This window comes from Chryseobacterium sp. IT-36CA2 (genome assembly GCF_949767875.1).
GTDB lineage: Bacteria > Bacteroidota > Bacteroidia > Flavobacteriales > Weeksellaceae > Chryseobacterium.
The window spans coordinates 930,510-956,084 of the sequence record NZ_CATKPG010000011.1; the positions used below are offsets into that span (position 1 = coordinate 930,510).

General features: G+C 36.2%; 21 protein-coding genes. 15 read left to right on the plus strand and 6 right to left on the minus strand.

Annotated elements, in window-relative coordinates; translation table 11 throughout:
• Positions 1-78: 78 nt before the first annotated feature.
• The 8 genes from ACM6F9_RS05085 (at position 79) to ACM6F9_RS05120 (ending at position 14,619) form a co-directional block, all read left to right on the plus strand.
• Positions 79-2,859, plus strand: a complete 2,781-nt coding sequence (locus ACM6F9_RS05085; protein ID WP_414844695.1) for a M4 family metallopeptidase — start codon at positions 79-81, stop codon at positions 2,857-2,859.
• A 144-nt stretch (positions 2,860-3,003) separates the two neighbouring features.
• A complete protein-coding gene (locus ACM6F9_RS05090; protein ID WP_414844696.1) occupies positions 3,004-3,798 on the plus strand; it encodes a thymidylate synthase in 795 nt (264 codons plus the stop codon).
• Positions 3,799-3,888: 90 nt separating this feature from the next.
• Entirely contained in the window at positions 3,889-5,325 is a 1,437-nt protein-coding gene (locus ACM6F9_RS05095) for a hypothetical protein (RefSeq protein ID WP_414844697.1), read from the plus strand.
• 150 nt (positions 5,326-5,475) lie between these two features.
• A complete protein-coding gene (locus ACM6F9_RS05100) occupies positions 5,476-5,694 on the plus strand; it encodes a hypothetical protein (RefSeq protein WP_414844698.1) in 219 nt (72 codons plus the stop codon).
• Positions 5,695-5,720: 26 nt separating this feature from the next.
• Positions 5,721-8,231 carry a M1 family metallopeptidase gene (locus tag ACM6F9_RS05105; RefSeq protein WP_414844699.1) on the plus strand — a complete coding sequence of 837 codons (2,511 nt, stop codon included), beginning with the start codon at positions 5,721-5,723 and terminating at the stop codon, positions 8,229-8,231.
• Positions 8,232-8,390: 159 nt separating this feature from the next.
• Positions 8,391-9,716, plus strand: coding sequence for a hydroxymethylglutaryl-CoA synthase family protein (locus ACM6F9_RS05110; RefSeq protein ID WP_414844700.1), 1,326 nt, complete (start codon positions 8,391-8,393; stop codon positions 9,714-9,716).
• 626 nt (positions 9,717-10,342) lie between these two features.
• Positions 10,343-13,141 carry a SusC/RagA family TonB-linked outer membrane protein gene (locus ACM6F9_RS05115; RefSeq protein WP_414844701.1) on the plus strand — a complete coding sequence of 933 codons (2,799 nt, stop codon included), beginning with the start codon at positions 10,343-10,345 and terminating at the stop codon, positions 13,139-13,141.
• A 14-nt stretch (positions 13,142-13,155) separates the two neighbouring features.
• Positions 13,156-14,619, plus strand: coding sequence for a RagB/SusD family nutrient uptake outer membrane protein (locus ACM6F9_RS05120; protein ID WP_414844702.1), 1,464 nt, complete (start codon positions 13,156-13,158; stop codon positions 14,617-14,619).
• A gap of 60 nt (positions 14,620-14,679) precedes the next feature.
• Here ACM6F9_RS05120 and ACM6F9_RS05125 read toward each other — a convergent pair whose 3' ends face one another.
• Positions 14,680-15,603: a helix-turn-helix domain-containing protein gene (locus tag ACM6F9_RS05125; RefSeq protein WP_129039218.1), complete on the minus strand. Its 924-nt coding sequence runs from the start codon at positions 15,601-15,603 to the stop codon at positions 14,680-14,682.
• Positions 15,604-15,785: 182 nt separating this feature from the next.
• On the opposite strand from ACM6F9_RS05125, the gene ACM6F9_RS05130 reads away from it, so the two are divergent.
• The 3 genes from ACM6F9_RS05130 (at position 15,786) to ACM6F9_RS05140 (ending at position 18,081) form a co-directional block, all read left to right on the plus strand.
• Positions 15,786-17,315, plus strand: a complete 1,530-nt coding sequence (locus tag ACM6F9_RS05130) for an aldehyde dehydrogenase family protein (RefSeq protein WP_414844703.1) — start codon at positions 15,786-15,788, stop codon at positions 17,313-17,315.
• 143 nt (positions 17,316-17,458) lie between these two features.
• Positions 17,459-17,608, plus strand: coding sequence for a hypothetical protein (locus ACM6F9_RS05135; protein ID WP_414844704.1), 150 nt, complete (start codon positions 17,459-17,461; stop codon positions 17,606-17,608).
• 89 nt (positions 17,609-17,697) lie between these two features.
• Complete coding sequence (locus ACM6F9_RS05140) at positions 17,698-18,081, plus strand: DUF779 domain-containing protein (protein WP_414844705.1); 384 nt, start codon at positions 17,698-17,700, stop codon at positions 18,079-18,081.
• Between the two features lie 18 nt (positions 18,082-18,099).
• Here the strand turns inward: ACM6F9_RS05140 and ACM6F9_RS05145 are convergent, their stop codons facing one another.
• Both ACM6F9_RS05145 and ACM6F9_RS05150 read right to left on the minus strand, forming a co-directional pair.
• Positions 18,100-18,612 (minus strand): hypothetical protein, encoded by a 513-nt coding sequence (locus ACM6F9_RS05145; RefSeq protein ID WP_414844706.1) that lies wholly within the window; start codon positions 18,610-18,612, stop codon positions 18,100-18,102.
• A 29-nt stretch (positions 18,613-18,641) separates the two neighbouring features.
• A complete protein-coding gene (locus tag ACM6F9_RS05150) occupies positions 18,642-19,841 on the minus strand; it encodes a dicarboxylate/amino acid:cation symporter (protein WP_414844707.1) in 1,200 nt (399 codons plus the stop codon).
• Between the two features lie 93 nt (positions 19,842-19,934).
• Between ACM6F9_RS05150 and ACM6F9_RS05155 the strand changes: the two genes are divergently transcribed.
• From ACM6F9_RS05155 to ACM6F9_RS05165, 3 genes are read left to right on the plus strand one after another with little or no spacing between them, the layout of a single operon-like run.
• Positions 19,935-20,846 carry a DnaJ C-terminal domain-containing protein gene (locus ACM6F9_RS05155; protein WP_414844708.1) on the plus strand — a complete coding sequence of 304 codons (912 nt, stop codon included), beginning with the start codon at positions 19,935-19,937 and terminating at the stop codon, positions 20,844-20,846.
• Positions 20,847-20,849: 3 nt separating this feature from the next.
• Positions 20,850-21,152 (plus strand): chaperone modulator CbpM, encoded by a 303-nt coding sequence (locus ACM6F9_RS05160; RefSeq protein WP_414844709.1) that lies wholly within the window; start codon positions 20,850-20,852, stop codon positions 21,150-21,152.
• 37 nt (positions 21,153-21,189) lie between these two features.
• Positions 21,190-21,723 (plus strand): hypothetical protein, encoded by a 534-nt coding sequence (locus ACM6F9_RS05165; protein WP_414844710.1) that lies wholly within the window; start codon positions 21,190-21,192, stop codon positions 21,721-21,723.
• 57 nt (positions 21,724-21,780) lie between these two features.
• Here ACM6F9_RS05165 and ACM6F9_RS05170 read toward each other — a convergent pair whose 3' ends face one another.
• Both ACM6F9_RS05170 and ACM6F9_RS05175 read right to left on the minus strand, forming a co-directional pair.
• Complete coding sequence (locus ACM6F9_RS05170; RefSeq protein ID WP_414844711.1) at positions 21,781-22,773, minus strand: PLP-dependent cysteine synthase family protein; 993 nt, start codon at positions 22,771-22,773, stop codon at positions 21,781-21,783.
• A 160-nt stretch (positions 22,774-22,933) separates the two neighbouring features.
• Positions 22,934-24,163 (minus strand): ABC transporter permease, encoded by a 1,230-nt coding sequence (locus ACM6F9_RS05175; protein WP_414844712.1) that lies wholly within the window; start codon positions 24,161-24,163, stop codon positions 22,934-22,936.
• A gap of 4 nt (positions 24,164-24,167) precedes the next feature.
• On the opposite strand from ACM6F9_RS05175, the gene ACM6F9_RS05180 reads away from it, so the two are divergent.
• The gene (locus ACM6F9_RS05180) at positions 24,168-25,364 is read left to right on the plus strand and encodes an exo-beta-N-acetylmuramidase NamZ domain-containing protein (RefSeq protein ID WP_414844713.1); all 1,197 of its coding nucleotides are present in this window, start codon (positions 24,168-24,170) and stop codon (positions 25,362-25,364) included.
• Here the strand turns inward: ACM6F9_RS05180 and ACM6F9_RS05185 are convergent, their stop codons facing one another.
• On the minus strand, positions 25,365-25,571 hold the full coding sequence (locus ACM6F9_RS05185) for a hypothetical protein (protein ID WP_414844714.1): 207 nt from the start codon (positions 25,569-25,571) through the stop codon (positions 25,365-25,367). It lies immediately after the preceding gene.
• Between the last annotated feature and the right edge of the window lie 4 nt (positions 25,572-25,575).

Below are 25,575 nucleotides of genomic sequence, written 5' to 3' on the forward strand. Positions count from 1 at the left end.
AGATATTTTATCATTTATGATTGTTAGATTGGTTTGTTTATTATATTTGGATTGTTAATCACCTAAATATAATTTATTATGAAAAACAAATTAATTTTTGCAATTTTTGTTCCGCTTTTGCTAAGTGGTGTTTCTTTACAGGCTCAAAGATATGTTGAGCAAAAAATTAATAGTGATGACGGCAGGTCATCATTAATTGTGTTCAGCCCAGGAACAGCTGCTAAAGATTTAGCTTTGTCTGACAATGAAAAGTTTTTCTCAGAAATTTTAGCCCTTCCAGCTGGATCCAGGATGATCAAGATCAAATCTGCAAAATTGTTCAGTGATTTTTCTGATGAGAAATACCAACTTTACCATAACGGGATTAAAGTTGAATCTGCTAATTATATGTTACATTATATAAAAGGCAGTCTGGTAAGCATGAATGGCGAGATGTATGATACTAGTGATGTAAATACAAAAGCAGATGTTTCGGAATCCACAGCACTTAACACCGCTATTAAATATATGGGTGCAAAAGTCTTAATGTCTGCCACGGAACATGGGAAAGATATAGGTTATCAGCCGAAAGGTGAACTTGTTTTACTTCCTGTTAGAGCTTCCGATGGTAAATACAGGCTTTTATTATCATATAAGTTTGATATTTTTTCTGCAGAACCTTTCTTAAGGTCTAATATTTATGTAGATGCAAAATCAGGCGCCATATTGCTTAATGATCCTATTATGAAGCATGCGGGAGAGAATACCCATGGAAAAGAATTAAAAAGCCTTGCTATTATCGGGCCGGAAAATAATCCACAACAGAGTTCCACATCATTTCTTGTTGCAGGGAATGCCCAGACAAGATATAGTGGAGCAAAATCTATTGAAACCACTCTGGTGAATGGTAAATATGTATTGAGAGATAATACAAGAGGTAGTGGTGTAAGTACATATAACAATAATAATAACACTTATGGTAATCTTGTAAACACAGATTTCACGGATACGGATAATAACTGGACAACCGCGGAACATTCTTCAACTGGAAACGATGTGGCATTGGATGTACATTGGGGAGTAGAGAAAACATATGATTATTTCAAAAGTACATTTAATAGAAATAGTTATAATGACCAGGGTGCTGCGCTTAAAAGTTATGTACATGTGCGAGATATTCAGGCTCCTAGTTCTTCTTGGGGAAATGCAGCCTGGACCGGAAGTGCAATGGTATATGGTGATGGGAATGCTACGTTTAAACCACTTGCTGCGTTTGATGTCACCGCCCATGAATTAGGGCATGCAGTATGTGATGCAGAAGCTGGTTTGGTGTATCAAAGGGAATCGGGGGCTATCAATGAGGGACTTTCCGATATTTGGGGAGCGGTGGTTGAAAATACCTATGCGCCTGAAAAACAAAATTTTATAATCGGAGAAGATATTGTTAAGGTTGCTCCTAATTACCTAAGATCAATGAGCAATCCAAACTCAGGCTTAAATCAGCAACCGGATACTTATAAAGGTACTTATTGGAAAGATGCAAGTAATTCGTGTACTCCTAATGGAAACACTAATGATTATTGTGGAGTTCATACAAATAGTGGTGTACTGAACCATTGGTTTTATCGTTTGGTAATGGGAGGCTCCGGAACAAATGATATCGGAAATAGTTTCAATGTTACTGGAATAGGATTTGAAAAAGCAGCAAAGATTGTATATAGGTTAGAAACCTCTTACCTTACAGCTAATTCTACTTATAATAATGCAATGACGTACGGAATCCAGTCGGCAATAGATCTTTATGGTACAGGTTCACCAGAACATATAGCTACGCAAAATGCATTTTATGCGGTAGGTTTAGGCCAGGCATATAATGGAGGTAGCACAGGAACAGATACCCAGGCACCTACTGCACCTCAGCTAGCAGCATCTTCTACAACCCAAAACTCTACGGTATTATCATGGAGTGGAGCCACGGATAATGTAGGAGTAGCGGGATATGATGTATATCAAGGATCAAGCCTTTTAGGTTCTACTTCTGTTGCAACTTATTCTGTAACAGGATTATCACCAGCTACTTCATATAGTTTTACAGTAAAAGCAAAAGATGCTGCCGGAAATATTTCACCAGCTAGTAATGCCGTGAATGTGACTACTCAATCTGGCGGGAGTACAACAACTTATTGCTCCTCTTCAGCTAATTCCACAGCAGACGAACGCATAAGCAATGTGACATTTGCAAATATCAATAATGCTTCAACAGGTACAGCTGGATATGAGAACTTTACTTCTGTTATTGGTGATGTAGTAAAAGGAAATACTTATTCTATTGCAATAACTCCATATTGGTCATCAATAAAATATAGTGAAGCATATGCTGTTTATGTTGACTTTAATGGAGATGGAGACTTTACAGATGCCGGAGAACTGGCTTGGTCAAAAGCTGCAAGTACTACCACTCCTGTTTCGGGGAATATAACAATCCCTACTACAGCAGTTACAGGAAATACAAGAATGAGAGTTGTGTTGAAATACAGTTCGTTACCTACTTCACCATGCGGAACGTTTAGCTATGGACAGGTTGAAGATTATACATTGAGAGTTGCTGCTCCAGGTTCTATTGCTTCATTGGTTGGTGAATCTTTAGGGGATAATAACACGATCAGTATTTATCCGAATCCGGTAAACGATATTATTAAGATCAAATCTTCTTCCCGTTCAGAGTTTAAGTACCAGCTTGCTGACGCCCTTGGAAAAGTGGTGCTTTCGGGAGAGACAAAATCTCAGACCATTAATGTAGAATCATTACTTAAAGGAGTATATATCTTGTCATTGGATAATGGTAAAGAGAAAAATACCCAGAAGATTATTAAAAATTAATTATTGATTTTTAACAGATCCTTTGGGATTAACAGATGAAAAAATAATATTAAACAGTTGTGGAAATAATTTCACAGCTGTTTTTTTATTAACTTTGACACTTATTATAATTTATCAAATAGCACATTAATTAAATTTTCAGAAATGCAGAATTACCTAGACCTTTTACAGCATATTTTAGACAACGGAACTGATAAAACCGACAGAACAGGCACTGGAACAAGAAGTGTATTCGGATATCAGCTGAGATATGATCTGTCTAAAGGATTTCCTTTGGTAACCACAAAAAAAGTGCACTTAAAATCCATTATCTATGAATTGCTTTGGTTTCTGAAAGGAGAAACCAATATCAAATATCTTAAAGATAACGGAGTAAGCATCTGGGATGAGTGGGCAGATGAAAATGGAGATCTGGGACCGGTATATGGAGCACAGTGGAGAAGCTGGAGTGGAGCGGGCGGAAAAGTAGTAGATCAGATCACAGAAGTAATTGACCAGATTAAAAAGAACCCCGATTCCAGAAGACTCATCGTATCAGCCTGGAATGTTGCGGAAATTCCTAACATGGCCTTGGCGCCTTGCCACGCTTTGTTTCAGTTTTATGTAGCAGATGGTAAACTTTCTTTGCAGCTTTATCAGAGAAGTGCAGACGTATTCCTTGGAGTACCGTTTAATATTGCAAGCTATGCTTTGCTGTTAATGATGGTAGCACAGGTTTGTGATCTGGAAGTAGGAGATTATGTTCACAGTTTTGGTGATGTTCATATTTATAATAATCACTTTGAGCAGGTGAACAGACAACTTGGAAGAGAGCCTAAGTCACTTCCTGTCATGAAGCTGAATCCAGACGTTAAAGATATCTTTGATTTCGATTTTGAAGACTTTACATTGGAAAACTATGATCCGTATCCAGGGATTAAAGCTCCTGTAGCGATCTAATATTCCGCTTTGGATATTTTGATATTTTTTTTATTCTGATATTTCCATTACTTTTGGTGTGGTTAAACAACTAAATTAACTGAAACACACATGAAAGAAAAAAGAAATAATTATCAGATATTACTGAATATTCTGATAGCTGTTTACTATTTGTATATTTTTATATCCATTTTTAAAGAAAAAGCAGCGCTTACAGATGACTTGGCCAATCTTTACAGGCTAGGGCATATTTCAGGCTCATATTTATCTTTTGTCCATTCCTCGCTGGATACTACAACCATGGCGGCACGGCCTGTGTCAGGTTTTGTAACAGCCACTTTATGCTTTTTAGCACAGAATAGCGAGTCTTTCTATTTTTTCGGACTGCTTTTTTTTCCGCTTGCATTAATAGCAATATACTGGGTTGCAAGAAAAATTCTTTCAAAAGAAGTAGCATCTCTTATTACTCTGTTATATTCATGTTCAATAATAGGAACAAGTATTCAGTTTTCTTCAATAATGCTTAACTCAAATCTGGCAACAATTTTCTTTGTCATAAGCATTTATTTTGCATACGCCAGGAAAAACATTGTATTGAGCGCAGTGTTCTTCATTGCTTCGGTATTGAGCTATGAAATATTTCTTCCTTTAATACTTCTGCCTATTTTTATTATTAAAGAAAATAAAAAAAGAATTCTGTTTGCCGTTCTTACATTAGGGGCAATTTTTATTTTCAGAAAAGTGATTCAGCCTAATATATTTGAACATTCCTATCAAAGAGATGAAGTCAATAGAGTATTTGAGATCAAAAGAGTCATGTTTGTAATAACTCTCTCTTTTAAAATGTTTTTGTATGACTTTTTCGTTGGAATTTATAAAGGCATATTGCATCTAATAAAAATGAATGTCTTAGAGTTGATTATATCAGTAATTATACCTTTGACGGTTTATAAACTATTCAATAATTATGATTTTAAAGATAAAGTCCGGGACTTCAAAAAACTGAGTATTATTTCTTTGATTTCTGTAGTACTGGGACTGAGTATTTATTTCTTTTCTTCCTACATTCCGTCACTTTTCGGGTTTGAAAACCGGAATTTGGGAGCGATAAGACTTTTTTATACCCTGTTTATTATTTCATGCGTCATTTGGCTGTCTATACAACTGAAATTACAACAGAAAACAATCCGTATTTTTCTGTCAGTAATAGCATTTTTGTTTATTATTACCAATATCAGCGTAAAAGATTCATGGATCTATGCCAGTAAGTTTAATAATGAGTTGTTTGGTAAATTGAATGCTGCACTCAAAGAAAATAAGATTGAAAACGGAGTTATCTGCCTGGAATACGGGATGTTTGAAGAACTTAAATCCAATCCTAATTTTACCCTCAGAGAACCTATTTTCTATAAAGCATGGGAAAGTCCCCAATTATGTAAAATGAATGGGATTGATCCCCTGAAAATTCGTGTTGATAATATCAATGATCAAAAAGACTGCAGGATAAAATTTTTTTACAAAAACGGGAAAATGACTCTTACAAAATAATCTTCTCCACAAATTATCACGAGATAAAAGCCTAATTAAGCTTCCTTTTAGTAATTGTTTCTTAAATTTGAAAAGCAACTATAGTATTCAATTTTTGAAAGAGATAGATGGCATAGTTGCAGACTAATTTCAAACGCTTAAAAATAAATCATGAAGTATTTAAAAATCAATATCGAAGAAAATGCAGACATTGAAGCCCTGAAAAATGCAGTACTTCAGTTAAAAGGTGTAGCCTCAGCCGAAATAATAGATGATGAAAATCCTGAAAGCGAACTGAAAAAAGCTTTTGCAAAAACCAAAGAACAGCTTAAAACGGGTGATTATGAAAACTTAGTCAATGATATATTTGATATCATCATTAAAAAATAATTCTAAAAAAATAATAAAGCAGACCAATGAGAAAGGCCATTTTGTCAATTGCTATACTCGGGATTTTATTTTCCGCAAATGTATCAGCACAGACTGAAACTTCAGGAAGGGATAAAGTATACAGAGCTACCCCAACCAAAGTAACAGAACTTAAACACACCAAACTGAAAGTAAATTTTGATTATCAGAAAGAACAGATGAATGGGGAAGAATGGCTTACTGCCTCACCTTATTTTTATGCTGCCAACGAACTTGTACTTGATGCAAAAGGAATGCTGATTCATGAAGTGGCTCTAGATAATAACGGTAAAAAATCTCCTTTAAAATACGATTACAATAATGATATCCTGAAAATTAGTCTGGATAAAACATATCAGAAAAATCAGGATTATACAGTTTATATCAAATATACCTCCCGCCCGAATGAAGTGAAACAGCAGGGAAGTATGGCAATCAACGATGCGAAAGGACTGTATTTCATCAACCCTCAGGGAACAGAATCGGATAAGCCGACACAAATCTGGACACAGGGAGAAACAGAATCTTCCTCCGCATGGTTTCCTACTATTGATAAGCCTAACCAAAAGACAACACAGGAAATCTATATGACGGTTCCTGATAAATATGTAACCCTTTCCAACGGTATTCTAAAAGAGTCCCAAAAAGAATCCAATGGCCTTAGAACCGATCACTGGGTGATGGATAAGAGACATTCTACCTACCTTTTCTTTATGGGAGTAGGAGAGTATGCCATTGTAAAGGACAAATGGAAAAATATTCCAGTTGATTATTATATTGAAAAAGAATACGAACCTTACGCTAAGCAGATTTACGGAAATACTCCGGAAATGATCGACTTTTTTTCCAAAAAACTGAACTACGACTATCCATGGGCAAAATATGCTCAGATTTCAGGAAGAGACTACGTAAGCGGAGCAATGGAAAATACCACTGCAACTCTTCACGGAAGTGATATTCTTCAGAAACCAGGACAGCTTATTGATGAAAATACATGGGAAGATACCATCGCTCACGAATTGTTTCATCATTGGTTTGGAGATCTGGTAACGGCAGAAAGCTGGAGTAATCTTACCGTTAACGAATCTTTTGCTAACTATTCCGAATACCTTTGGAATGAATATAAATATGGAAAAGATCAGGCAGATTATCACCTGATGACAGACGTGAATCAATATATTCACAATTCATCCGATTTTAATAAAAATCTGGTAAGGTTCAATTATGAATCCCGCGAAGATGTTTTTGACCTGGTAACCTATCAGAAAGGTGGCGGAATTTTAAATATGCTGAGAAACTACCTTGGAGACGATGCCTTCTTTGCCGGAATGAATGATTATCTGAAAACCAACGAATATCAGAATGCAGAAGCACACCAGCTAAGACTGTCTTTTGAAAAAGTATCTGGTAAAGACTTAAACTGGTTCTTTAATCAATGGTATTTCGGAAGTGGAAACCCGAAAATAAATTCCTCGTTTACATTTGAACCTGTAAAAAAGCAGGTGACAGTAACCATTAATCAAACTGAGGAAAAGCCATTTGAATTTCCTCTGGCTATAGACGTATATGACAATGGAAAACCTAAAAGATACAATGTCTGGGTAAATGCGGAAGCAAAAAATACCTTCAGTTTTGATGTTTCTAAAGCCCCGGATTTGGTCAATATCAATGCGGATGGAGTTTTATTGGCAGAAATTACTGATACAAAAACTCCGGAACAAAATCTGATGCAATTCACCAACTCAAAGGAGTTCAAAAGCAGATATCTGGCCTTAAACGGAATCAAAGATGAGGCTGGAAAAAGCCCCGCTGTAGTAAAATTGCTGGCCGCAGCATTAAAAGATCCTTTCTTCAGAGTAAGAATAAAAGCTTTAAATTTAATAGATCTTACCAACCCTGAACAAATGAAGACATTAGGTGCTGAGGTTGAAAAGTTAGCTTCCAATGATCCTAAAACATTGACTCAGGCAGCCGCTATTGCCGCTTTAGGAAAAACAAAAGACAAAAAATACCTTCCTTTATTTGAAAAAGGTGTAAGTGCAGTTTCTAATGCAGTGAAAGGTAGTTCAATGGGAGCACTTCTTTCTATTGATCCGTCAAGAGCCAATAACCTGGCAGATAAAATTGATATGAAAGGAGCTTCAGATGCGCTGCAGGCACAGCTACTCCCGATTATTGTAAAGAATAAGATCACATCCCAGATAGAAAACATTGCTCCTCTTGCCGCTTTTTATCCATTTATTAAATTCCAGAATCCGGAATTAGGAAAAGCAGCAGAAGATGGTTTCAACTGGATCATGACTTCTGATAACCTGAAAGCAACTGAAAGCATCACAAAAATAACAGGATATGCCAAAAATCAGATGGCAGACAACCCACAGGCTAAAATGATGATGGTTCAAATGCTGAAAGACGGTTTGAGTAAAAAAATGGAACTGCTCAAGCAGAATCCACAAAATGCTACAAGCATCAATAAGCAGATTGATGTTATCAATAAAGCAATTGAAAACTATAAATAAACAGACACAGCCGGCAGATTTGCCGGCTTTCTTTTTATCACCACATTGCAGGATTGTATTCTAAAATATATTGATTTTTAATGATGCTGTAAAAATCAGCACTTTTAACCATCGTTTTTTGCATTATCTTTCATAAATTCGTTTAAAATTTAGACAATTATGAGTTTTGGAATTGAAGCAGCGGGCTATTATGTGCCTGGTTTATATTTGGAGATTAAGGATTTAGCAGAAAAAAGAGGAATAGAACTGGCAAAATTGGAAAAAGGCTTAGGTCTTCATAAAATGGGACTTTCTGATGTTCACGAAGACGCTGCAACCTTTGCAGCAGAAGCATTACTGAAGCTTATAAAAGATTATGATATCAATCCTAAGGAAATAGCAAGAGTATATCTGGGAACAGAAAGTGCTGTAGATGCGGCAAAACCTACGGCTTCCTATGCTGTACAGATGGTGGAAAAGGTATTGGAAGAAGAATTTGGAACAAGATGTTTCAAAAACTGTGATGTACTTGATATGACTTTTGCCTGTGTAGGAGCAGTTGATGCACTCCATAACGCTTTAGATTTTGTAAGAGTGAATCCTGATAAAAAAGCAGTAGTGATTGCCAGTGACTATGCGAAATATGAATTAGCTTCTTCAGGAGAATATACACAGGGAGGAGGAGCTGTAGCTCTTTTGGTTTCATCAAAACCAGATCTTCTTGAAATCGAGAATAACTGGGGCGTTGCTTCAGAAAGTGTTTTTGATTTTTTTAAACCCAGAAGATCATATCTTAAAGAAGATCTGAAGGATGCTCCGGAAAACTATCCTGAGAAAATTGAAATTTTTACAGATGAACCTGTTTTTGACGGACAATATTCTAACCAGTGTTATCAGGATAGAATAAAAGAAGCTTATTATCATTATAAAGAAATAACCGGACAGGAAAAACCTTATAAAAACTGGAAGTATATTATTTTCCATCTTCCATATGCTTTCCATGGAAAAAGAGTGTTTACGGAAATTTATAGTCTTGAAAATAATCTTTCCTATGAAACAGCAGATGAACAAAAGGCGGTTGCAAAATCTGAAAACTATCTGAAATTAATCAATGATAAGATAGAAAAGACACAGAGAGCTTCTTCTGAGATAGGGAATATGTATACAGCTTCTGTTTTTATGGCATTTCTTTCTGCATTACAAACATCTTTTAACGAAAATGAAGAACTTTCAGGAGAAGAAATAGGATTTGTTGGGTATGGAAGTGGTTCGAAATCAAAGGTGTTTGCCGGAAAAATTTCTGGAAACTGGAAAAAAGTAGTAGAGAAATGGAATTTATTTGAAATTTTAAACCATAGAACTGCTGTTGACTTCAACACCTATGAGAAACTTCACAGAAAACAGTTGAAGGAATCTGTGAACAATAACTATAAAGGCTTTGGCCTTGTTTCTATTGAAGCTGAAAATCCGGTTTTGATTGGAGCCCGATATTACAGTTATCAATAGGAGAACTATTTTGCATATAAAATATAAAGCATCTCATATTTGTGGGGTGCTTTACTTTTTTACAGATGTTAAAAAAACGGTATCAGATTCTATCGTTTTTACAGTTGAGTTATTTTTAAATTAAATGACATAATAGTTAAAAAAATACAGTAAATATGAAGAGTGAATTTATTAGCTTTAACCTAATTATGGATATGGTGTATTAACTGTTTTTTAATTTTAATTTTAGCAGACTATCTTAAAATAAGGGGTTTCCGTCTTTTAAGGTGTGTTTTTTATATAAAATTTAAGAAAATATATCGTTTTTTTCTTCATTTTTCTCAAAATTCTAAAATGATTTACTGTAAATTTTATTAATTAAATTCATTTATGGTTAATTTTATTAATTAAATTTTTCAATTTGATGTAAATTGATTTTAATTTTAAAATTTATTAAAATTCCGTTAATGTTTAAATTGGCTTATTTTTCGTTAATTTTTTAAATACAATTAAAATGATTTTACATCATTTTTTAAGTATGAATGTGAATCTCTCCTTTCTGGAAGCCTGTTTTCAGCGTTTAATGAATTGATGGTATAGATATTTATCGACATATTTGTCCCTTGAATATATTAAAATCTGTTAATATGAATGTGAAGTTACATGTATTAAGTGCAGGAGCTTTGTTTTTTTTAGGACAAGCTGCTTTTGCGCAAAAATCTAAGAATGATTCTGTTCTGAAGGAGAATAAGATCGATGAAGTAATCGTTACTGGATACCAGAAGAAAAAAGCAGATGAAATTACCCAGGCTCAGGCTGTTGTTGGTGGTGATGAAATCAGAAGAAACTCTCCTACCACATCTATTGGTAACTCTTTACAGGGTAGAGCTTCAGGGGTATTTGTACAAAGTACTACGGGGCAGCCAGGTGCTGCTGCTACAATTCAGGTAAGAGGGGTTGCCGGTGTTGGTGGCTCTTCAGAACCTACTTATGTAGTAAATGGGATGTATATGACTGCAAGACAGTTTAGTGCCATTAACCCTGCAGACGTAGAGTCTATTTCAATTCTTAAAGATGCGGCTGCTACAGCACAATATGGTGCGAGAGGAGCAAATGGGGTAGTGGTAGTAACTACTAAAGCCGGAAAAGCCGGAAAAACTCATTACTCATTTGAGACCAAATTCGGTTTCAGTGAGAGATTGAAGGACAACAACTACACCATGATGAACTCTAGGGAGTTAATGAACTTTCAGAATCAGTTGGGATATCTAGGATTTAAGCCAAGATCTCAGCAGGAAATGGACAAACTTGCTGCCTATGATCACAATTGGCAAAAAGAACTGTTGAAGCCTTCAAGCATCCAATCTTACCTATTCAGTGCACAGGGAGGTTCCAGAGAAAGTACTTTCTATTACTCTTTAGGGTATGATTCTGATAACGGGATTATCCGAGATATCGACGGACTTAAGAGATACACAGGGAATTTTGGATTTACGAATAAGCTGAGTGAAAAACTGAACGTTGGGATCAATCTTGGAGTTCAGTATCAGGAAACTCAGAATTTTATGGACAGAAACAATACGCAGAACCCATTTGGAGCAATGTATAAATATGCTCCATATGAGCCGGTTTATAATGCTGATGGTAGCTATAATCAAACAATGAGGGCTGGTTCTAACGTTGTTGAGCAGATCCGTAATTACAGACTGGATGATCAGAGGTTAAGAATCCCGGTAACTTTATTCGCAGAATATAAAATTATTGATGGTCTGAAGTTTAAAACAAACTTTAACGGACTTTTTGATTGGTACATGGGAACTCAGTGGTTGAAGAAAGGTTCAAACCTTGATTTAACGTTAAACAACAAAATTCCTACAGGGTCATTGAACAAGAATTCGTTCTATACGTTTAACTATACTTGGAATAACTCCATTAACTATAAAAAATCATACGGAAGTCACAACTTTGATTTCTTAGGATTTATCGAATATAACGATAACTATAACGAAACAATGAATGGGGGGGCTTACGGATTGAAATCTCCGGTAATAAATGTTCCATCTATTACAACACCTTCTGACAGAAATACTTTTACCGGAGTTAAGGTAAGAAATACCTTATTCAGTTTAGCAGGTATACTCAACTATGACTATGAAGGTAAATATCTGGTAACAGGATCCCTGAGAAGAGATGCTTCATCAAGATTCGGTGCCAACAACCAAAGTGGTATTTTCTGGTCTGCAAGTGCTGCATGGAATATCGCGAAGGAAGACTTTATGAAAGGAGGTTTTATTAATGATTTAAAGCTTAGAGGATCGTACGGTACTACAGGTAATGATGGTACTTTACCTGATTATTATAATGTCAATAATATCAGCTACGGTTTATATGGTACTAATGGTACTTCTTACCCAGGAACAGTTTCAAAAGGTAATTATATTATTGGTAACAACAATCTTAAATGGGAGTCTAATGCGATTACCAACTTAGGTGTTGATTTTACGATGTGGAACAGAAGAGTTCGTGGATCCGTGGAAGTATATCAAAATAAGAGAAAAGACTTCGTACAGCTTGTACCTTTGGATAAACAGGAAGGAGGATACTACCAATATATCAATGCAGGAGATATGTCTCAGAAAGGCCTTGAAGTTGAACTTAGTGTAGATGTGATCAAGCAAAAAGATTTCCAATGGAATCTACATGCTAACATCTCTTTCCAGAAGTCTGTTCTTGACAGGCTAGCAGATGGCCAGACTGAAAGAAACTTAGGGGATACTTATCTAAAAGTAGGAGAAACTCCTTATGTATTCTATAATGTTAGATTTGCTGGAGTAGATTCAAGTAACGGAAAGGCTTTATACTATGATAAAGCAGGAAATATTACTGATGTTTACAGCGCATCTAATGCAGTCCCGCTTACTGATAAATCTCCATTCCCAAAAAGCTTCGGTGGATTTGGTACTACAGTTCAGTATAAAGGACTTGATTTCAGTGCAGATTTCGCATTCAAGCTAGGGGGATATACTTATAATAATATGTACTTAGCAGCTGTTGATCCAACGTTGGCTGTTGCAGGTAGAAACATGGCGCAGGCTGCTGCTCAAATTTGGCAGAACCCTGGTGATACAGGTGTATTCCAAAAAGTAGATTCAAATGGTATGCGTGATTCTGATCAGTGGATTGAAAAATCAGATTATTTGAGACTAAGATCACTTACATTAGGATATACATTTGATAAAGCGTTCCTTGGAGAAGGATCACCTATCAATAAACTTAGAGCATATGTACAGGGGCAGAATTTATTTACAGTGACTAAATTCCACGGAGAGCCTGAAGTTTCTTTAGGATCTGCTGACTCAACAGCATTATTTGTTCCTGGAGCATACAATCTTTATACTTACCCTGCTGTAAGAACAATCCTGGTAGGGCTGCAATTAGAATTTTAATATCGAATAGCTTTATGAAAAAGAATATAATAAAAATAAGTTTAGCTGCGTTAACTGCCTTTGTTTCGTTAACGTCTTGCGACAGAAATTTAGATCAAATCTCATCAATCAATGAAGATCAGGAGCAGGCAATGACCAGACCTGAGACCTTCAGACAGGCTATGGATGGTGCCTATACAGCTCTTAAAGGAGCTGGGTATTATACAAGTGATACAGGAAGTCAACTTATCATGGGTGATCTTACCACGGATAACCTGGTTCGTACAACTACAGGAAGAAATTCCAATTTTGCTGCATCAAACTTCGAATTCTCATCAGATAACTCACAGACAACAGGTTTGTTTAGTGCAGCTTATCTTGTAATCAGCAGAGCTAACTTTGTTTTGAAATATATCAATAACGGAGTATTATCTGGAACACAGAAAACAAACTTGGAAGCTGAGGCAAGAGCATTAAGAGCAATAGCTCATTTTGATATTGTAAGAGCATATTCTCAAATCCCAACTCAATCTGCCGGAGCTAAAAATATGATCGGAATTTATTATTCAGAAACATATTCTCCTTTAAATAATACTTCATCCAGAAATCTGACTGTTGATCAGGTATATGATAAAATTATAGCAGATCTGTTATTTGCTGCGGATAATATCACTCAGAATGATGCTGATAAAGGAAGATTAAGCAAAGCTGCTATATATGGATTATTATCAAGAATAGACCTTTACAGAGGAGACTATGCTAATACCATCAAATATGGTGAATTGGCATTAGGACTTTCTCCAAGTATCACAACATTGGATAACTTTACCAGAATCTGGAAAGAAAATGAAGGTATATCCAGAATTACTGACGGAGTTTTATTCCAGATATCGAATTCGCCAGCTGAACAGAATACAGTAGGAGTTGCTTACAATCAATCAGTTCCGGCTTTAAGATCAGAATTTGTTGTAGATTACGATTTATATACAGCTTATACATCAAATGATGTTAGAAAAGGAGCTTACTTTACTGTGGGTACATATAGCGGACAAAAATACAACCACGTTACAAAATATTCTGGTAATGGTGGTCCTTCTAATATTGTACCGGTTAAATATCTTAGATCTGCTGAAGTATTATTGAATGTAGCTGAAGCATATTACAGAACAGGTAATAGTGCACAGGCTTTAGTTCTATTAAATAAATTGAGAGCTGAAAGATATTCATCATTTACTCCTGGTACAGAAACAGGACAGGCTCTTTTTGATGCGATCCTGAAAGAAAGAAGGCTGGAGCTTGCATTTGAAAATGACAGATGGTATACATTGAAGAGATTAAACCTTCCAGTTCAGAGATCTGGTAAAGGAGACCTTTTTGACGGTACAGGTACACCAGCTGTAGCACAAAGCCTTCCTGTAGGAAGTGATAAGTGGCAGTGGCCAATTCCTATCACCGCTATTCAGGCTAACCCGAATATTGAACAAAACAAAGGTTACTAATTTTGTAATTATTGTTTTTTACGGAAGAGTCCCAGTAATGGGGCTCTTTTTTTGTAACTATTATCGGATAAACGTTCTGTCCTGATAACTTTTAGGGGTTACTCCCTCCAATTGTTTGAATACCCTTGTGAAATAGTTCGTATCTGAAAACCCAGTCTGAAAAGCTGTTTCCTTGATGCTGATCTGGCTGGAAAGTAATTCTTTTGCTCTATTGATTCTTTCTTGCAGAATAAAGTCATTCGGGGAAGTTCCCAGCTCGTCTTTGAACATTTTAAAGAAATTCGACTTGCTTACATAAGCCAGCTTTGCAATGCTGTCAATAGACAATTTCTGGTGTAGATTTCTTTTAATATAATCCACTACAAAGCCTATCCTGGATTTATTTTTAACAATATTCTTTTCCACCATACTCCTTGCCTGGGTCTGCATTAATCTGATCAGAAGTTCTTTCAATGCAAAATCTGCCATAATATCCTTCTGCGAATTATCATCCATAGCAATTCTCATGATATTGTTGGTCGCAGAAGCAAGGGCTTTATTATTAAACAGGAAATACTCATCCAGCTGAATATTCCATTGTGAAGTCTCATCCACTTTAGGAAGATTATAATTGAGGTAATTAAGAGAATCCTCAATGAAATCAGGATTAAGACTTAAAGAAATACACTGTGTAGGGGTTTCATCCGCTTCAGGAAAATCAATTACCATCGTTTCTCCCGGAGCAACCAGAATACTTTCTCCCGGATAATAATCAAAATAATTAGTTTTCTTATCCAGTTTCATATGTTTTTTTCCTCTGAGCATGGCCGTAAATGCAATATTTTCAAAATGAAGTTTTACGTCAAAAGCAGCCTTATGGGTCTCATAAATACTAAATTCACAATTGTTTAGATTGAACTTTGTCTGGTTTTCAACAAGACTCAATAGTTGGTTTTCCTTACGTAATTCAGGAGTATTTAATAATATCTTACTATTGTTATTCATTTCTAAAATTTTTTGAATCGGAAGTAACTCAAATATAGAAAATTTGAGAGTACGTTGCTGTTAATAAAATACTAAAATTGAACCCTCTGCACTATTTTACACTTTTTTTATACGATTGTGCTATACTCTTTTTGGCTTCTCAGTGTAATTTGGCAATATCGAAAAATAAAAGCAATATTAATATGAGCACTATTACAGAACCAAGATCAACAACGCTTTTACAGCGTCCAGAGTTTAAAAGTAGATATGATAACTATATTGATGGAAAATTCACTCCACCCATTAAAGGACAATATTTTGACGTAGTTTCTCCGGTAGACGGAAAAAACTTTACCCAGGTAGCACATTCCTCTAAAGAAGATTTAGAACTCGCTGTAGATGCCGCTGAAAAAGCTTTTCAAACATGGAAAAATACATCCTCCACAGAAAGAAGTATCATCCTGAATAAAATTGCAGACAGAATAGAACAGAATTTAGAGTATCTGGCAACGGTAGAAACAATAGATAACGGAAAAGCTGTAAGAGAAACCTTGGCTGCAGATTTACCTTTAGCAATAGATCATTTCAGATACTTTGCTTCCGTAATCCGTGCCGATGAAGGATCTCATAACGAACTGGACAAAGACACCGTATCTCTGATTGTTCACGAACCTCTTGGTGTTATCGCACAGATCATTCCTTGGAATTTCCCGATATTAATGGCAGTATGGAAACTGGCTCCGGCATTAGCTGCAGGAAACTGTGTCGTTTTGAAACCTGCAGAAAGTACTCCTGTTTCCATTATGGTTTTAATGGAGCTTATCGGTGACCTTTTACCGGCAGGAGTTATTAATATTGTCAACGGATTCGGAGCAGAACTTGGAAGAGCTCTCGTTACCAATCCGAAAGTTGCAAAGGCCGCATTTACAGGATCTACCGCTACAGGACGTCTTGTGATGCAGTATGCCACAGAAAACATCATTCCTGTAACCCTGGAACTGGGAGGGAAATCACCTAATGTGTTCTTCAATTCTGTAATGGATGCAGATGATGAGTTTTTAGATAAAGCAATAGAAGGAGCAGTGCTTTTTGCCCTTAATCAGGGAGAGATTTGTACATGCCCGTCAAGACTTCTTGTTCAGGAAGGTATTGCAGATGCCTTTATCGAAAGAGTCATTGAAAGAGTAAAAGCCATCAAAGTAGGAAATCCACTGGATAAAACCGTGATGATGGGAGCACAGGCTTCAAAGATTCAGAAAGACAAAATCCTCTCTTACATTCAACTTGGAAAAGAAGAAGGTGCAGAAGTACTTGTAGGAGGAGAAGTCAACCATTTAGGAGAAGACCTGGAAGAAGGATACTACATCCAGCCTACCATTTTCAAAGGAAACAACAGAATGAGAATTTTCCAGGAAGAAATTTTCGGTCCGGTGCTGGCATTTACTACTTTCAAAGATGAAGAAGATGCTGTCAAAATTGCCAATGATACCATTTACGGACTTGGGGCAGGAGTGTGGACAAGAGATGCTCACCAGCTGTACAATATTCCACGCCAGATTGAAGCAGGAAGAGTATGGGTAAACCAATATCACTCTTATCCTGCCGGAGCACCTTTCGGAGGCTACAAACAATCGGGAATCGGAAGAGAAAACCATAAAATGATGCTCGACCATTACCGTCAAACCAAAAACATGCTGATTTCTTATAACAAGAATAAGCTAGGTTTCTTTTAATATTATTTAGGACGTGCCCGCTTGCCTTGGCGTTGCCCAGGGCAAATCGGTCGGGCTATTCAGGGCTGCACTTCGTTTCGGTGCTCCATTGCATTCCGCACCGGCTCGTTCCTCGCCGCCCTTCCTATCCCTCACGTAGAGAAATGCAGGAAGCATTGGATTTTGCCAATGAAGGATTGGTAAAAGCTACAGTCACTTCCGTAAAATCAGAAGACATCAATGATGTTTTTGATAAAATAAAAAAAGGTCAAATTGACGGCAGAATCATTTTAGATATTGCCGGTTCAAATTAATTGATGATGTGTTGTGGGATCCCGGTTAGAATTTATTTTACCGGGATTTTTTATCAATACAAGGTTTGTATTAAGCTAAAATAAAAACAATGGAAACAAAAATATCAAGACTTTCCGCAACGGAACAGGCGCTTGAAGTAATACACAAGTTGGAAGACCAATACGGCCCTTTGATGTTTTATCAGGCAGGAGGATGTTGTGAAGGTACACAACCGCAATGTTTTGAAAAAGGAGGATTCTTTCCAAGAATGAATGATGCTATGATTGGCACCATTAATGGGTATGAGTTTTGGATAGACCGAGACCTTTTCGAATACTGGAAATATTCCCATTTTACCCTCGACGTTACAGAAGGCTTCGGACCTGGTGGTTTCTCGCTGGAAACTCCTTTAGGAAAGACTTTTAAAGTTCACTACAGGCTTTTTACTGCCGATGAATACGAAAACCTGGAACCTGTAAAACGAAGTGAATAGAATTTAAAGATTAAATATTTAGGGCTTTTGAGCGATATAAATCAGCTCTCTTTCAAATTCATATTTACCTCTTGAAATTCCCCTTTTTAAAATGAAATACTGAGTAACAGCAATTACTAAAGCGACTGCTGCAACCATGAAATTCTGTTGGTCACCCTTTATATTGACCAATATCATAATTAAACAAAAACACAAAACGAGAATCCAGTTAAAGATCTGAAACCATGATGGAAAAAATTCTATAGCCACAGATGATTTTCCATTTTTATCGGAAATAGTTCCGTGAAATACAGGACAGTTTCTATTCATGTCAAATAATCTTGCCCTTCTTTTGATTGTAAAACTGTTCGCATCAATCATTCCCCGATATTCAAACCGAGTGGGAATTGCAGAATCTCTTTCGAATGAGATAAAGGTTGTATTGGTTTTATAAGTCACCTTCCATAACCTCTCTATGAGTTCTGTACTATTGATATTGAGGTCAATAGTAAGATTATTATGTAAGCCAATGCTTTTGAAAAATGAGTTCATGGGTTAAAAGAAAAATGGTTAAATTATGGTCAGACCTTAACAAACCGATTGACAAACATGGCGGCGACGATATCTCCTACAGCATTTAGAACGGTAGCCAGAGGATCTACCAACGTCCCGATGATCATCACAGCAGGAATAGCTTCCTGAGGTAATTTGTAAACAGAGATCATCAGCATTTCACCAATATATCCACCATTAGGAATACCACCGGCTACAATACTCACAAAGACTGTAATTCCTAAAGCCAGAAGTAGGTTGGCAGGATCAAAAAAATCTTTCCCAATGATTAAGAACGCCACATAGATCTTAATAATAGAAGACATGGAAGATCCATTCTTATGCAATGTGGTTCCAATAGGAATGACCAGATTGGCAATAGAATTAGGAATTCCGATTTTTGAGGCAGCCTGTAAATTGGCTGGCATCGTTGCAAAACTACTGCAAGTACTTATGGCTGTTAAAGTAGGGTAAATGGCATTTGTCCAGAAACTTTTGACTCCTTTCTGTCCATTCGCCATAAAAGCATAAATAGAAAAGAAGACCAGAAAGTAAATAATTCCTGCAATATAATACAATCCTAAAGGCTTAGCATAAAACCCAAAAAGCTGTGGTCCTAAAGTGGCTACCTGAAAAGCAAAATACGCTCCCAAACCAATCGGTGCAAGTTTCATCACCAGCAAAAGAAGTTCTTTCATCACTTCATATCCAGAAGCAATAAAAACTCTGAAGGGCTTTCCCTGCTCACCCGTTTTTCTGGCTGCAAATCCTGTTAAAAAAGCAAATACCAAAAGTGCCAGCATATTTCTTCTTGAAAAAAGCTCCGTAAATTCTCCTACGGTAAAGAAACTTACAATTCTGTTGCCCCAGCTGTCCTCATTAGTGGCTTCCGTAATGATCTCGGAACTTCCGGAAACTCCTGAAACCGGGAAAAGGTATACTGCACAAATCGTAAAAATTGCTGCTGTGAGAATAAAGAATAAAAAGGTAAGTGCCATCACAAGAATGATTTTACCAAATTTAGATTGCTGCTCCAGAGAAGCAATAGAATTGGAAACTGCAAAAAATACCAAAGGAACTACACTCACAAAAAGAAGATTAAGAAAAATATCTCCCAAAGGCTTAATGTATTCCACAATACCTGGGGCGACAATTCCAATGATGCTTCCAATAGTGATTCCCAAAAGTAAAAATATGATTCCGGAGTAGTTTTTCAGTACCTCTTTCATGTGGTGCTTTTTATCAAAGATAGGTTTATTTTTAACATTCTGTTATACAATTTTCAGACCTAAAATTCATAAATTTGGGTAAATCTCATTTCTATGGCTTATATAGATTACTATAAAATTTTAGGCGTAGATAAAAACGCAACACAGGATGATATTAAAAAAGCTTACCGAAAACAGGCAAGAAAACATCATCCCGATCTCAATCCCGGAGACAAAGAGGCGGAAAAGAAATTCAAGGAATTGAACGAAGCTAATGAAGTGCTCAGCAATCCGGAAAACAGGTCAAAATATGACAAGTACGGAGAAAACTGGAAGCATAGCGAAGAATACGAAAAAGCCCAACAACAGCAAAGACAATATCAACAGCAAAGTACCAACAGAGGATATTCCGGAGCCGACTTTGGTGAGGGGGAAGATTTTTCAGATTTCTTCCAGGATATGTTCGGCGGCTCTGGTGGAGGATTTGGTAGAAGTTCGAGAGGAAGAGCTTCAGGAAAATTCAAAGGACAGGATATAAAAGCTGAACTGAATCTGAATTTAAGGGATGCCGCAACAACTCATCCACAAACCTTTGAAATCAATGGCAAGAAAGTAAGAATCACCATTCCTGCCGGAGTGTATGACGGGCAGCAGATCAAACTGAAAGGACATGGAAATCCGGGAGCAAACGAAGGTCCAAGCGGAGATTTATACATTACCTTCAATATTCCGGCCGATCCGGATTTTGAAAGAATTGGGGATGATCTTAAAACCAAAGTAGTGCTTGATCTGTACACTGCTGTTTTAGGGGGAGAAGTAAAAGTAAACACGCTGGAAGGAAGTGTAAACCTTAAAGTAAAACCGGAAACCCAAACAGGAATAACGGTAAGACTAAAAGGAAAAGGTTTTCCTGTCTATAAAAAAGAAGGAGAATACGGAGATCTTTTTGTAACCTACGAAGTGAAACTGCCTACTAATCTTACTGAAAAGCAGAAAGAACTTTTTGAACAACTAAAAAATTCCTAAGCTATGAGTGAAAGAATATCACGGGAAGAACTCGTAAAAATCTATAATATAGAAATCACTTTTTTTGATGAGCTTGTAGACTATGGGCTATTGAATATTCATACTGAAAATAATATTCATTATCTGATGTATGAAGATCTGCCTGATCTGGAAAAATTTGCCAACTGGCATTATGATCTTGAAATTAATCTACCCGGCCTCGAAGTGATTTATAATATGCTGAAAAAACTGGATGCTTTGAACCGCAGAAACAGAGAACTGATGAATAAACTTTCTGCAATAAGTGATCAATATGAGGATATTTAGTTTAGTTTTGTAGCTTTTTAAAGCAAACTCTATAATTATGAATGAAGAAAAGGTGATTACACTAAAACCAGACAGAAAGATTTTTGAAGATATTTATTTTAGCGGTAATCAGGGAAGTCTGCTTTTTTCACCTACTACGAAAAGTAAAACTATTGCCACTATTGTAGCAGCAGTGATTGTTTTCATTGTTTTTCTTTTAAAAGACCTTCTGAGTAAAGAAAATACGGGAGTTTTATACTTTCTGAGCTTTATATTGTTGCTTTGTGCTGTTTTTCTGTCGGTTAGTGTTAATAAAGTTTCAAGATGGAAAAAGCAGGTGAATCATTACCTGAGCACGCTTGAAAAATGTAAACTATACGAAATCAGATTTGATAATAACTTTTTCACAGTGAATATTGATGGCGAAAAAGAAACCAGCGAATGGAAAGATTTTGAATACTTTGACAGCAATCATGAATTTATTTCTCTTGAAGGAAAATACAGCTATATGTTTCCCAGGAAAGCAATGAGTGAGAAAGAATATAGTTTTCTCAAGAATACATTAAAAGAGAGAGTGAAAATAGATCAATAAAAATAAAAAACGGAGCAAAATTATTTTGCTCCGTTTTTTTATTATGTACAAATTAGTTTATTTGCTTTCTTCCAGCCAGCCCATTTCCTTCATCCACTCATCATTGTAGATTTTTCCTACATATCTTGAACCGTGGTCATGAAGTAAAACAACAATTACATCATCTTTAGTGAACTGATCTTTCATTTGAATCAAAGATGCAATAGCACTTCCGGCAGAATAGCCGCAGAAAATACCTTCTTCTTTTGCCAGTTTTCTAGCATAGATAGCGCCGTCTTTATCTGTTACTTTTTCAAAATAGTCAATCACGGACATATCATAGTTTTCAGGAATAATATCTTCCCCGATACCTTCTGTAATATAAGTGTAAGCATGATCGTAATGCAATTCACCCGTTTCGTGGAATTCCTTCAGAATAGAACCATAAGTATCAACCCCAATTACTTTGATGTCCTGATTTTTCTCTTTGAAGAACGTTCCACACCCTGTGATCGTACCTCCTGTTCCGGCTCCTACCACAAAATGAGTTAGTTTTCCTTCAGTTTGTTCCCAGATTTCGGGAGCTGTAGACTCGTAATGGGCAGCTCTGTTGGATAAGTTGTCATATTGATTTACATACCATCCGTTCTCCGTTTCTTTTGCCAGTCTTTTGGAAACCGAATAATAAGAACGTGGATCGGTAGGTTTCACATCAGTAGGACAAACGATTACTTCAGCACCTACCGCACGAAGAATATCACATTTTTCTTTTGACTGTTTTGAATTGGTCACAAAGATACACTTGTACCCCTTGATGATCGCAGCCAATGCCAGCCCCATTCCTGTATTTCCTGAAGTTCCTTCGATAATAGTTCCTCCTGGTTTTAATCTGCCGTCTTTTTCGGCATCTTCTATCATTTTAAGAGCCATTCTGTCCTTTACGGAGTTTCCGGGATTGAAGGTCTCTACTTTTGCTAATACTAATGCCGGAAAATCTTCACCTAATACTTTGTTAAGCTTTACCAGCGGTGTGTTACCTATAGTTTCAAGGATATTTTTTGCGTATTTCATAAATGTTTTATAAGCGGCGCAAAGATAAGGCTTTTAAAATTATCTGCGCTGTGGATAACATGTTGATAAGTTGTGGATAACTGTGAAATTAGCTCAAAAACAAGCTGTAACTTTCAATTATCAATTATCAATTATCAATTATCAATTATCAATTATCGGGTTAATTGTACTTAATGGCTTTCACTGGAGAAATCTTACTGATCAGGTAGCTAGGAATAATCAAAGCCAATCCTGAGATAATAAGGATTCCTACTGAAATAGAAATAATGGCAATTGGATTAAGATCTACCGGAACTGTACTTACATAATAGTTTTCCGGATTAAGTTTGATCACTCCAAAGAATTTCTGGATCAAAATAAGTCCTAAACCGATAGCATTTCCATATAAAAGTCCCGGAATCATAATAATCAGGGTATAATTGATGAAAGTAGCTCTTATCTGTGAATTGCTGGCTCCTAATGTTTTTAGAAGACCAATAGAATTTGTTCTTTCAATAATAAGGATCAGAAGAACCATAATAATATTGATTACCACTACAATCAGCATGATAATGATAATTAAAGCAATATTGGTATCAAAAATACTGATCCAGTCCGTAATCTGAGGAAATTTTTCTGTCGCTTTTTCAGCATAGTTTTTATAACCGATCAGTTTTTCAATATCAGGAAAATCTTTGTCGATGTCATTTACATTTTTCAGGAAGATATCAATTCCGCCAATTTCATCAGGTTTCATATCCTGAATTTTTCTTGCATGATTGATTCCTCCAATAACAAACTGTTCATCAATCAGTTTAATATCTGTTCTGTAAATACCAATCACTCTGAATTTACGATAAAGCGGTTTTTGATCTGCTTTTAAAAATACGGTAACAATACTGTCATTCAATTTAAGATGAAGATCTTTAGCTACTTTTTGTGAAATAGCAACATCATTGTTGAAGCCTTTTTCTGTTACTTTCGGGGTCGTTCCGGCAATAAGGAATTTTTTGAATCTTAAACTATCGAAATCTTTTCCAATCCCTTTAAATATAATTCCTGCGAAATTGTGCTCATTACGCATAATTCCGGTAACTGTCACATATTTTTGGATGCTTTCTACATCGGGAAGCTCTTTTATTTTGGCAATATTCAGTCCCTGATTATCGAGTACAGAGGTATTATAGGAAGAATTCGATCGGGTAGATCTTACCGTTATATGTCCGCTAAAATCTGCCAGCCTCTCTTTGATAGCTTTTTTGGAACCAAAACCAGTGGCAACGGTAATTAAGGAAACAATAATTCCTAATGCTACGGAAAGCCTGCCAATGAAGATGATAACCCTTGAAAGGTTATTTTTGTTATCTTTGGAAAATGCTATTTTTCTAGAGAAATATAAAGGAAATTTCAAGCTTATGAATTTAGATTTCAAAATTAAAAATTTACTTCTGATTTGCCTAATTTTTTTAGGAGTATTCAACCAATATTATTCTCAGACTCAAGTTCAGTCGGATTTTAAAACCGGTGCAGACCAGCCTGAAATCTATTTACCACTGTTAAAAGGTAAAACAATTGGTGTGGTAACCAATCAGACAGGTTTGATGAGTGACAGAACTTATTTGGTAGATTTTCTGGTAAAAAATGGGGTTAAGATCAAGTCGATTTTTGCTCCTGAACATGGTTTCAGAGGAGATGCTGATGCCGGTGCAAAAGTGAAAAACGGGGTAGATGTAAAAACTGGAATTCCTATTGTTTCTCTTTACGGCAATAATAAAAAACCCAAACCGGAACAGCTTTCGGGAATTGATATCGTCGTTTTTGATATTCAGGATGTGGGAGTGAGGTTCTATACTTATATTTCTACATTGTCTTACCTGATGGAAGCGGGTGCTGAAAATAATGTGGAGGTAATGGTATTAGATCGTCCCAATCCGCATGATGGGTATACTGATGGACCTGTTTTGAGAAAAAAATGGACAAGCTTTGTAGGATTGCATGAAGTTCCTGTTGTATATGGATTGACGATAGGAGAGTATGGAAAAATGGTAAATGGTGAAAAGTGGCTGAAAAATGGTATTCAGGCTAAATACACACTTATTCCGATGAAGAATTATCATAAAAAACAACGTTATCCGATGCTTGATAAACCTTCTCCTAATTTACCCAATGATAAAGCAATCAATTTATACCCAAGTCTGTGTTTTTTTGAAGGTACTCAGGTTTCCGTAGGAAGAGGAACAGATCTTCCTTTCCAGATCTATGGTTCCCCCTGGACAGAAAATCTCCCCTATCAGTTTACTCCGAAGCCAAGCTATGGTGCTAAAGACCCTTTTTTGAACGGGAAATTATGCTATGGTGAAAATCTTTCCAATTATCCTAATGATTTAAGAGAATTGAACCTTGAATGGGTTATTAAAGCCTATCAGAATTATAAAAATCCTCAGCAGGATTTTTTCCTGAAAAACCTTTGGTTCGATACCTTATCCGGGACTGATGAATTCAGAAAACAGATCATTGATGGAAAGTCAATTCCTGAAATTAAAGCTTCATGGAAAAAAGATCTGGAAAGTTTCGAAAAAATCAGAACCCGATATGTGGTATATGAAGATTAATTAATCAAAATTTTGGGGCGGATTTTTGTCATTTTTGCCCTTATTTAATATAAATAATCCTATCGTAAGACCCACGACTCCAGCAAAAGCAGTCATTAAGGCTCTTTGTAATTTATCAGGAAGATCATTCCCGATATAATTCATTAAAAAAAGGATCACAAAAGTGATCACAGAAATAATGATATGATTTCTTCCGAATGGCTTCATTGTA

What these genes read in the sequence shown, in the direction of transcription:
- ACM6F9_RS05085 (WP_414844695.1), top strand. Translation starts at nt 79, where the DNA reads ATGAAAAACAAATTAATTTTTGCAATTTTTGTTCCGCTTTTGCTAAGT.
- ACM6F9_RS05090 (WP_414844696.1), top strand. Translation starts at nt 3,004, where the DNA reads ATGCAGAATTACCTAGACCTTTTACAGCATATTTTAGACAACGGAACT.
- ACM6F9_RS05095 (WP_414844697.1), top strand. Translation starts at nt 3,889, where the DNA reads ATGAAAGAAAAAAGAAATAATTATCAGATATTACTGAATATTCTGATA.
- ACM6F9_RS05100 (WP_414844698.1), top strand. Translation starts at nt 5,476, where the DNA reads ATGAAGTATTTAAAAATCAATATCGAAGAAAATGCAGACATTGAAGCC.
- ACM6F9_RS05105 (WP_414844699.1), top strand. Translation starts at nt 5,721, where the DNA reads ATGAGAAAGGCCATTTTGTCAATTGCTATACTCGGGATTTTATTTTCC.
- ACM6F9_RS05110 (WP_414844700.1), top strand. Translation starts at nt 8,391, where the DNA reads ATGAGTTTTGGAATTGAAGCAGCGGGCTATTATGTGCCTGGTTTATAT.
- ACM6F9_RS05115 (WP_414844701.1), top strand. Translation starts at nt 10,343, where the DNA reads ATGAATGTGAAGTTACATGTATTAAGTGCAGGAGCTTTGTTTTTTTTA.
- ACM6F9_RS05120 (WP_414844702.1), top strand. Translation starts at nt 13,156, where the DNA reads ATGAAAAAGAATATAATAAAAATAAGTTTAGCTGCGTTAACTGCCTTT.
- ACM6F9_RS05125 (WP_129039218.1), bottom strand. Translation starts at nt 15,603, where the DNA reads ATGAATAACAATAGTAAGATATTATTAAATACTCCTGAATTACGTAAG.
- ACM6F9_RS05130 (WP_414844703.1), top strand. Translation starts at nt 15,786, where the DNA reads ATGAGCACTATTACAGAACCAAGATCAACAACGCTTTTACAGCGTCCA.
- ACM6F9_RS05135 (WP_414844704.1), top strand. Translation starts at nt 17,459, where the DNA reads ATGCAGGAAGCATTGGATTTTGCCAATGAAGGATTGGTAAAAGCTACA.
- ACM6F9_RS05140 (WP_414844705.1), top strand. Translation starts at nt 17,698, where the DNA reads ATGGAAACAAAAATATCAAGACTTTCCGCAACGGAACAGGCGCTTGAA.
- ACM6F9_RS05145 (WP_414844706.1), bottom strand. Translation starts at nt 18,612, where the DNA reads ATGAACTCATTTTTCAAAAGCATTGGCTTACATAATAATCTTACTATT.
- ACM6F9_RS05150 (WP_414844707.1), bottom strand. Translation starts at nt 19,841, where the DNA reads ATGAAAGAGGTACTGAAAAACTACTCCGGAATCATATTTTTACTTTTG.
- ACM6F9_RS05155 (WP_414844708.1), top strand. Translation starts at nt 19,935, where the DNA reads ATGGCTTATATAGATTACTATAAAATTTTAGGCGTAGATAAAAACGCA.
- ACM6F9_RS05160 (WP_414844709.1), top strand. Translation starts at nt 20,850, where the DNA reads ATGAGTGAAAGAATATCACGGGAAGAACTCGTAAAAATCTATAATATA.
- ACM6F9_RS05165 (WP_414844710.1), top strand. Translation starts at nt 21,190, where the DNA reads ATGAATGAAGAAAAGGTGATTACACTAAAACCAGACAGAAAGATTTTT.
- ACM6F9_RS05170 (WP_414844711.1), bottom strand. Translation starts at nt 22,773, where the DNA reads ATGAAATACGCAAAAAATATCCTTGAAACTATAGGTAACACACCGCTG.
- ACM6F9_RS05180 (WP_414844713.1), top strand. Translation starts at nt 24,168, where the DNA reads ATGAATTTAGATTTCAAAATTAAAAATTTACTTCTGATTTGCCTAATT.
- ACM6F9_RS05185 (WP_414844714.1), bottom strand. Translation starts at nt 25,571, where the DNA reads ATGAAGCCATTCGGAAGAAATCATATCATTATTTCTGTGATCACTTTT.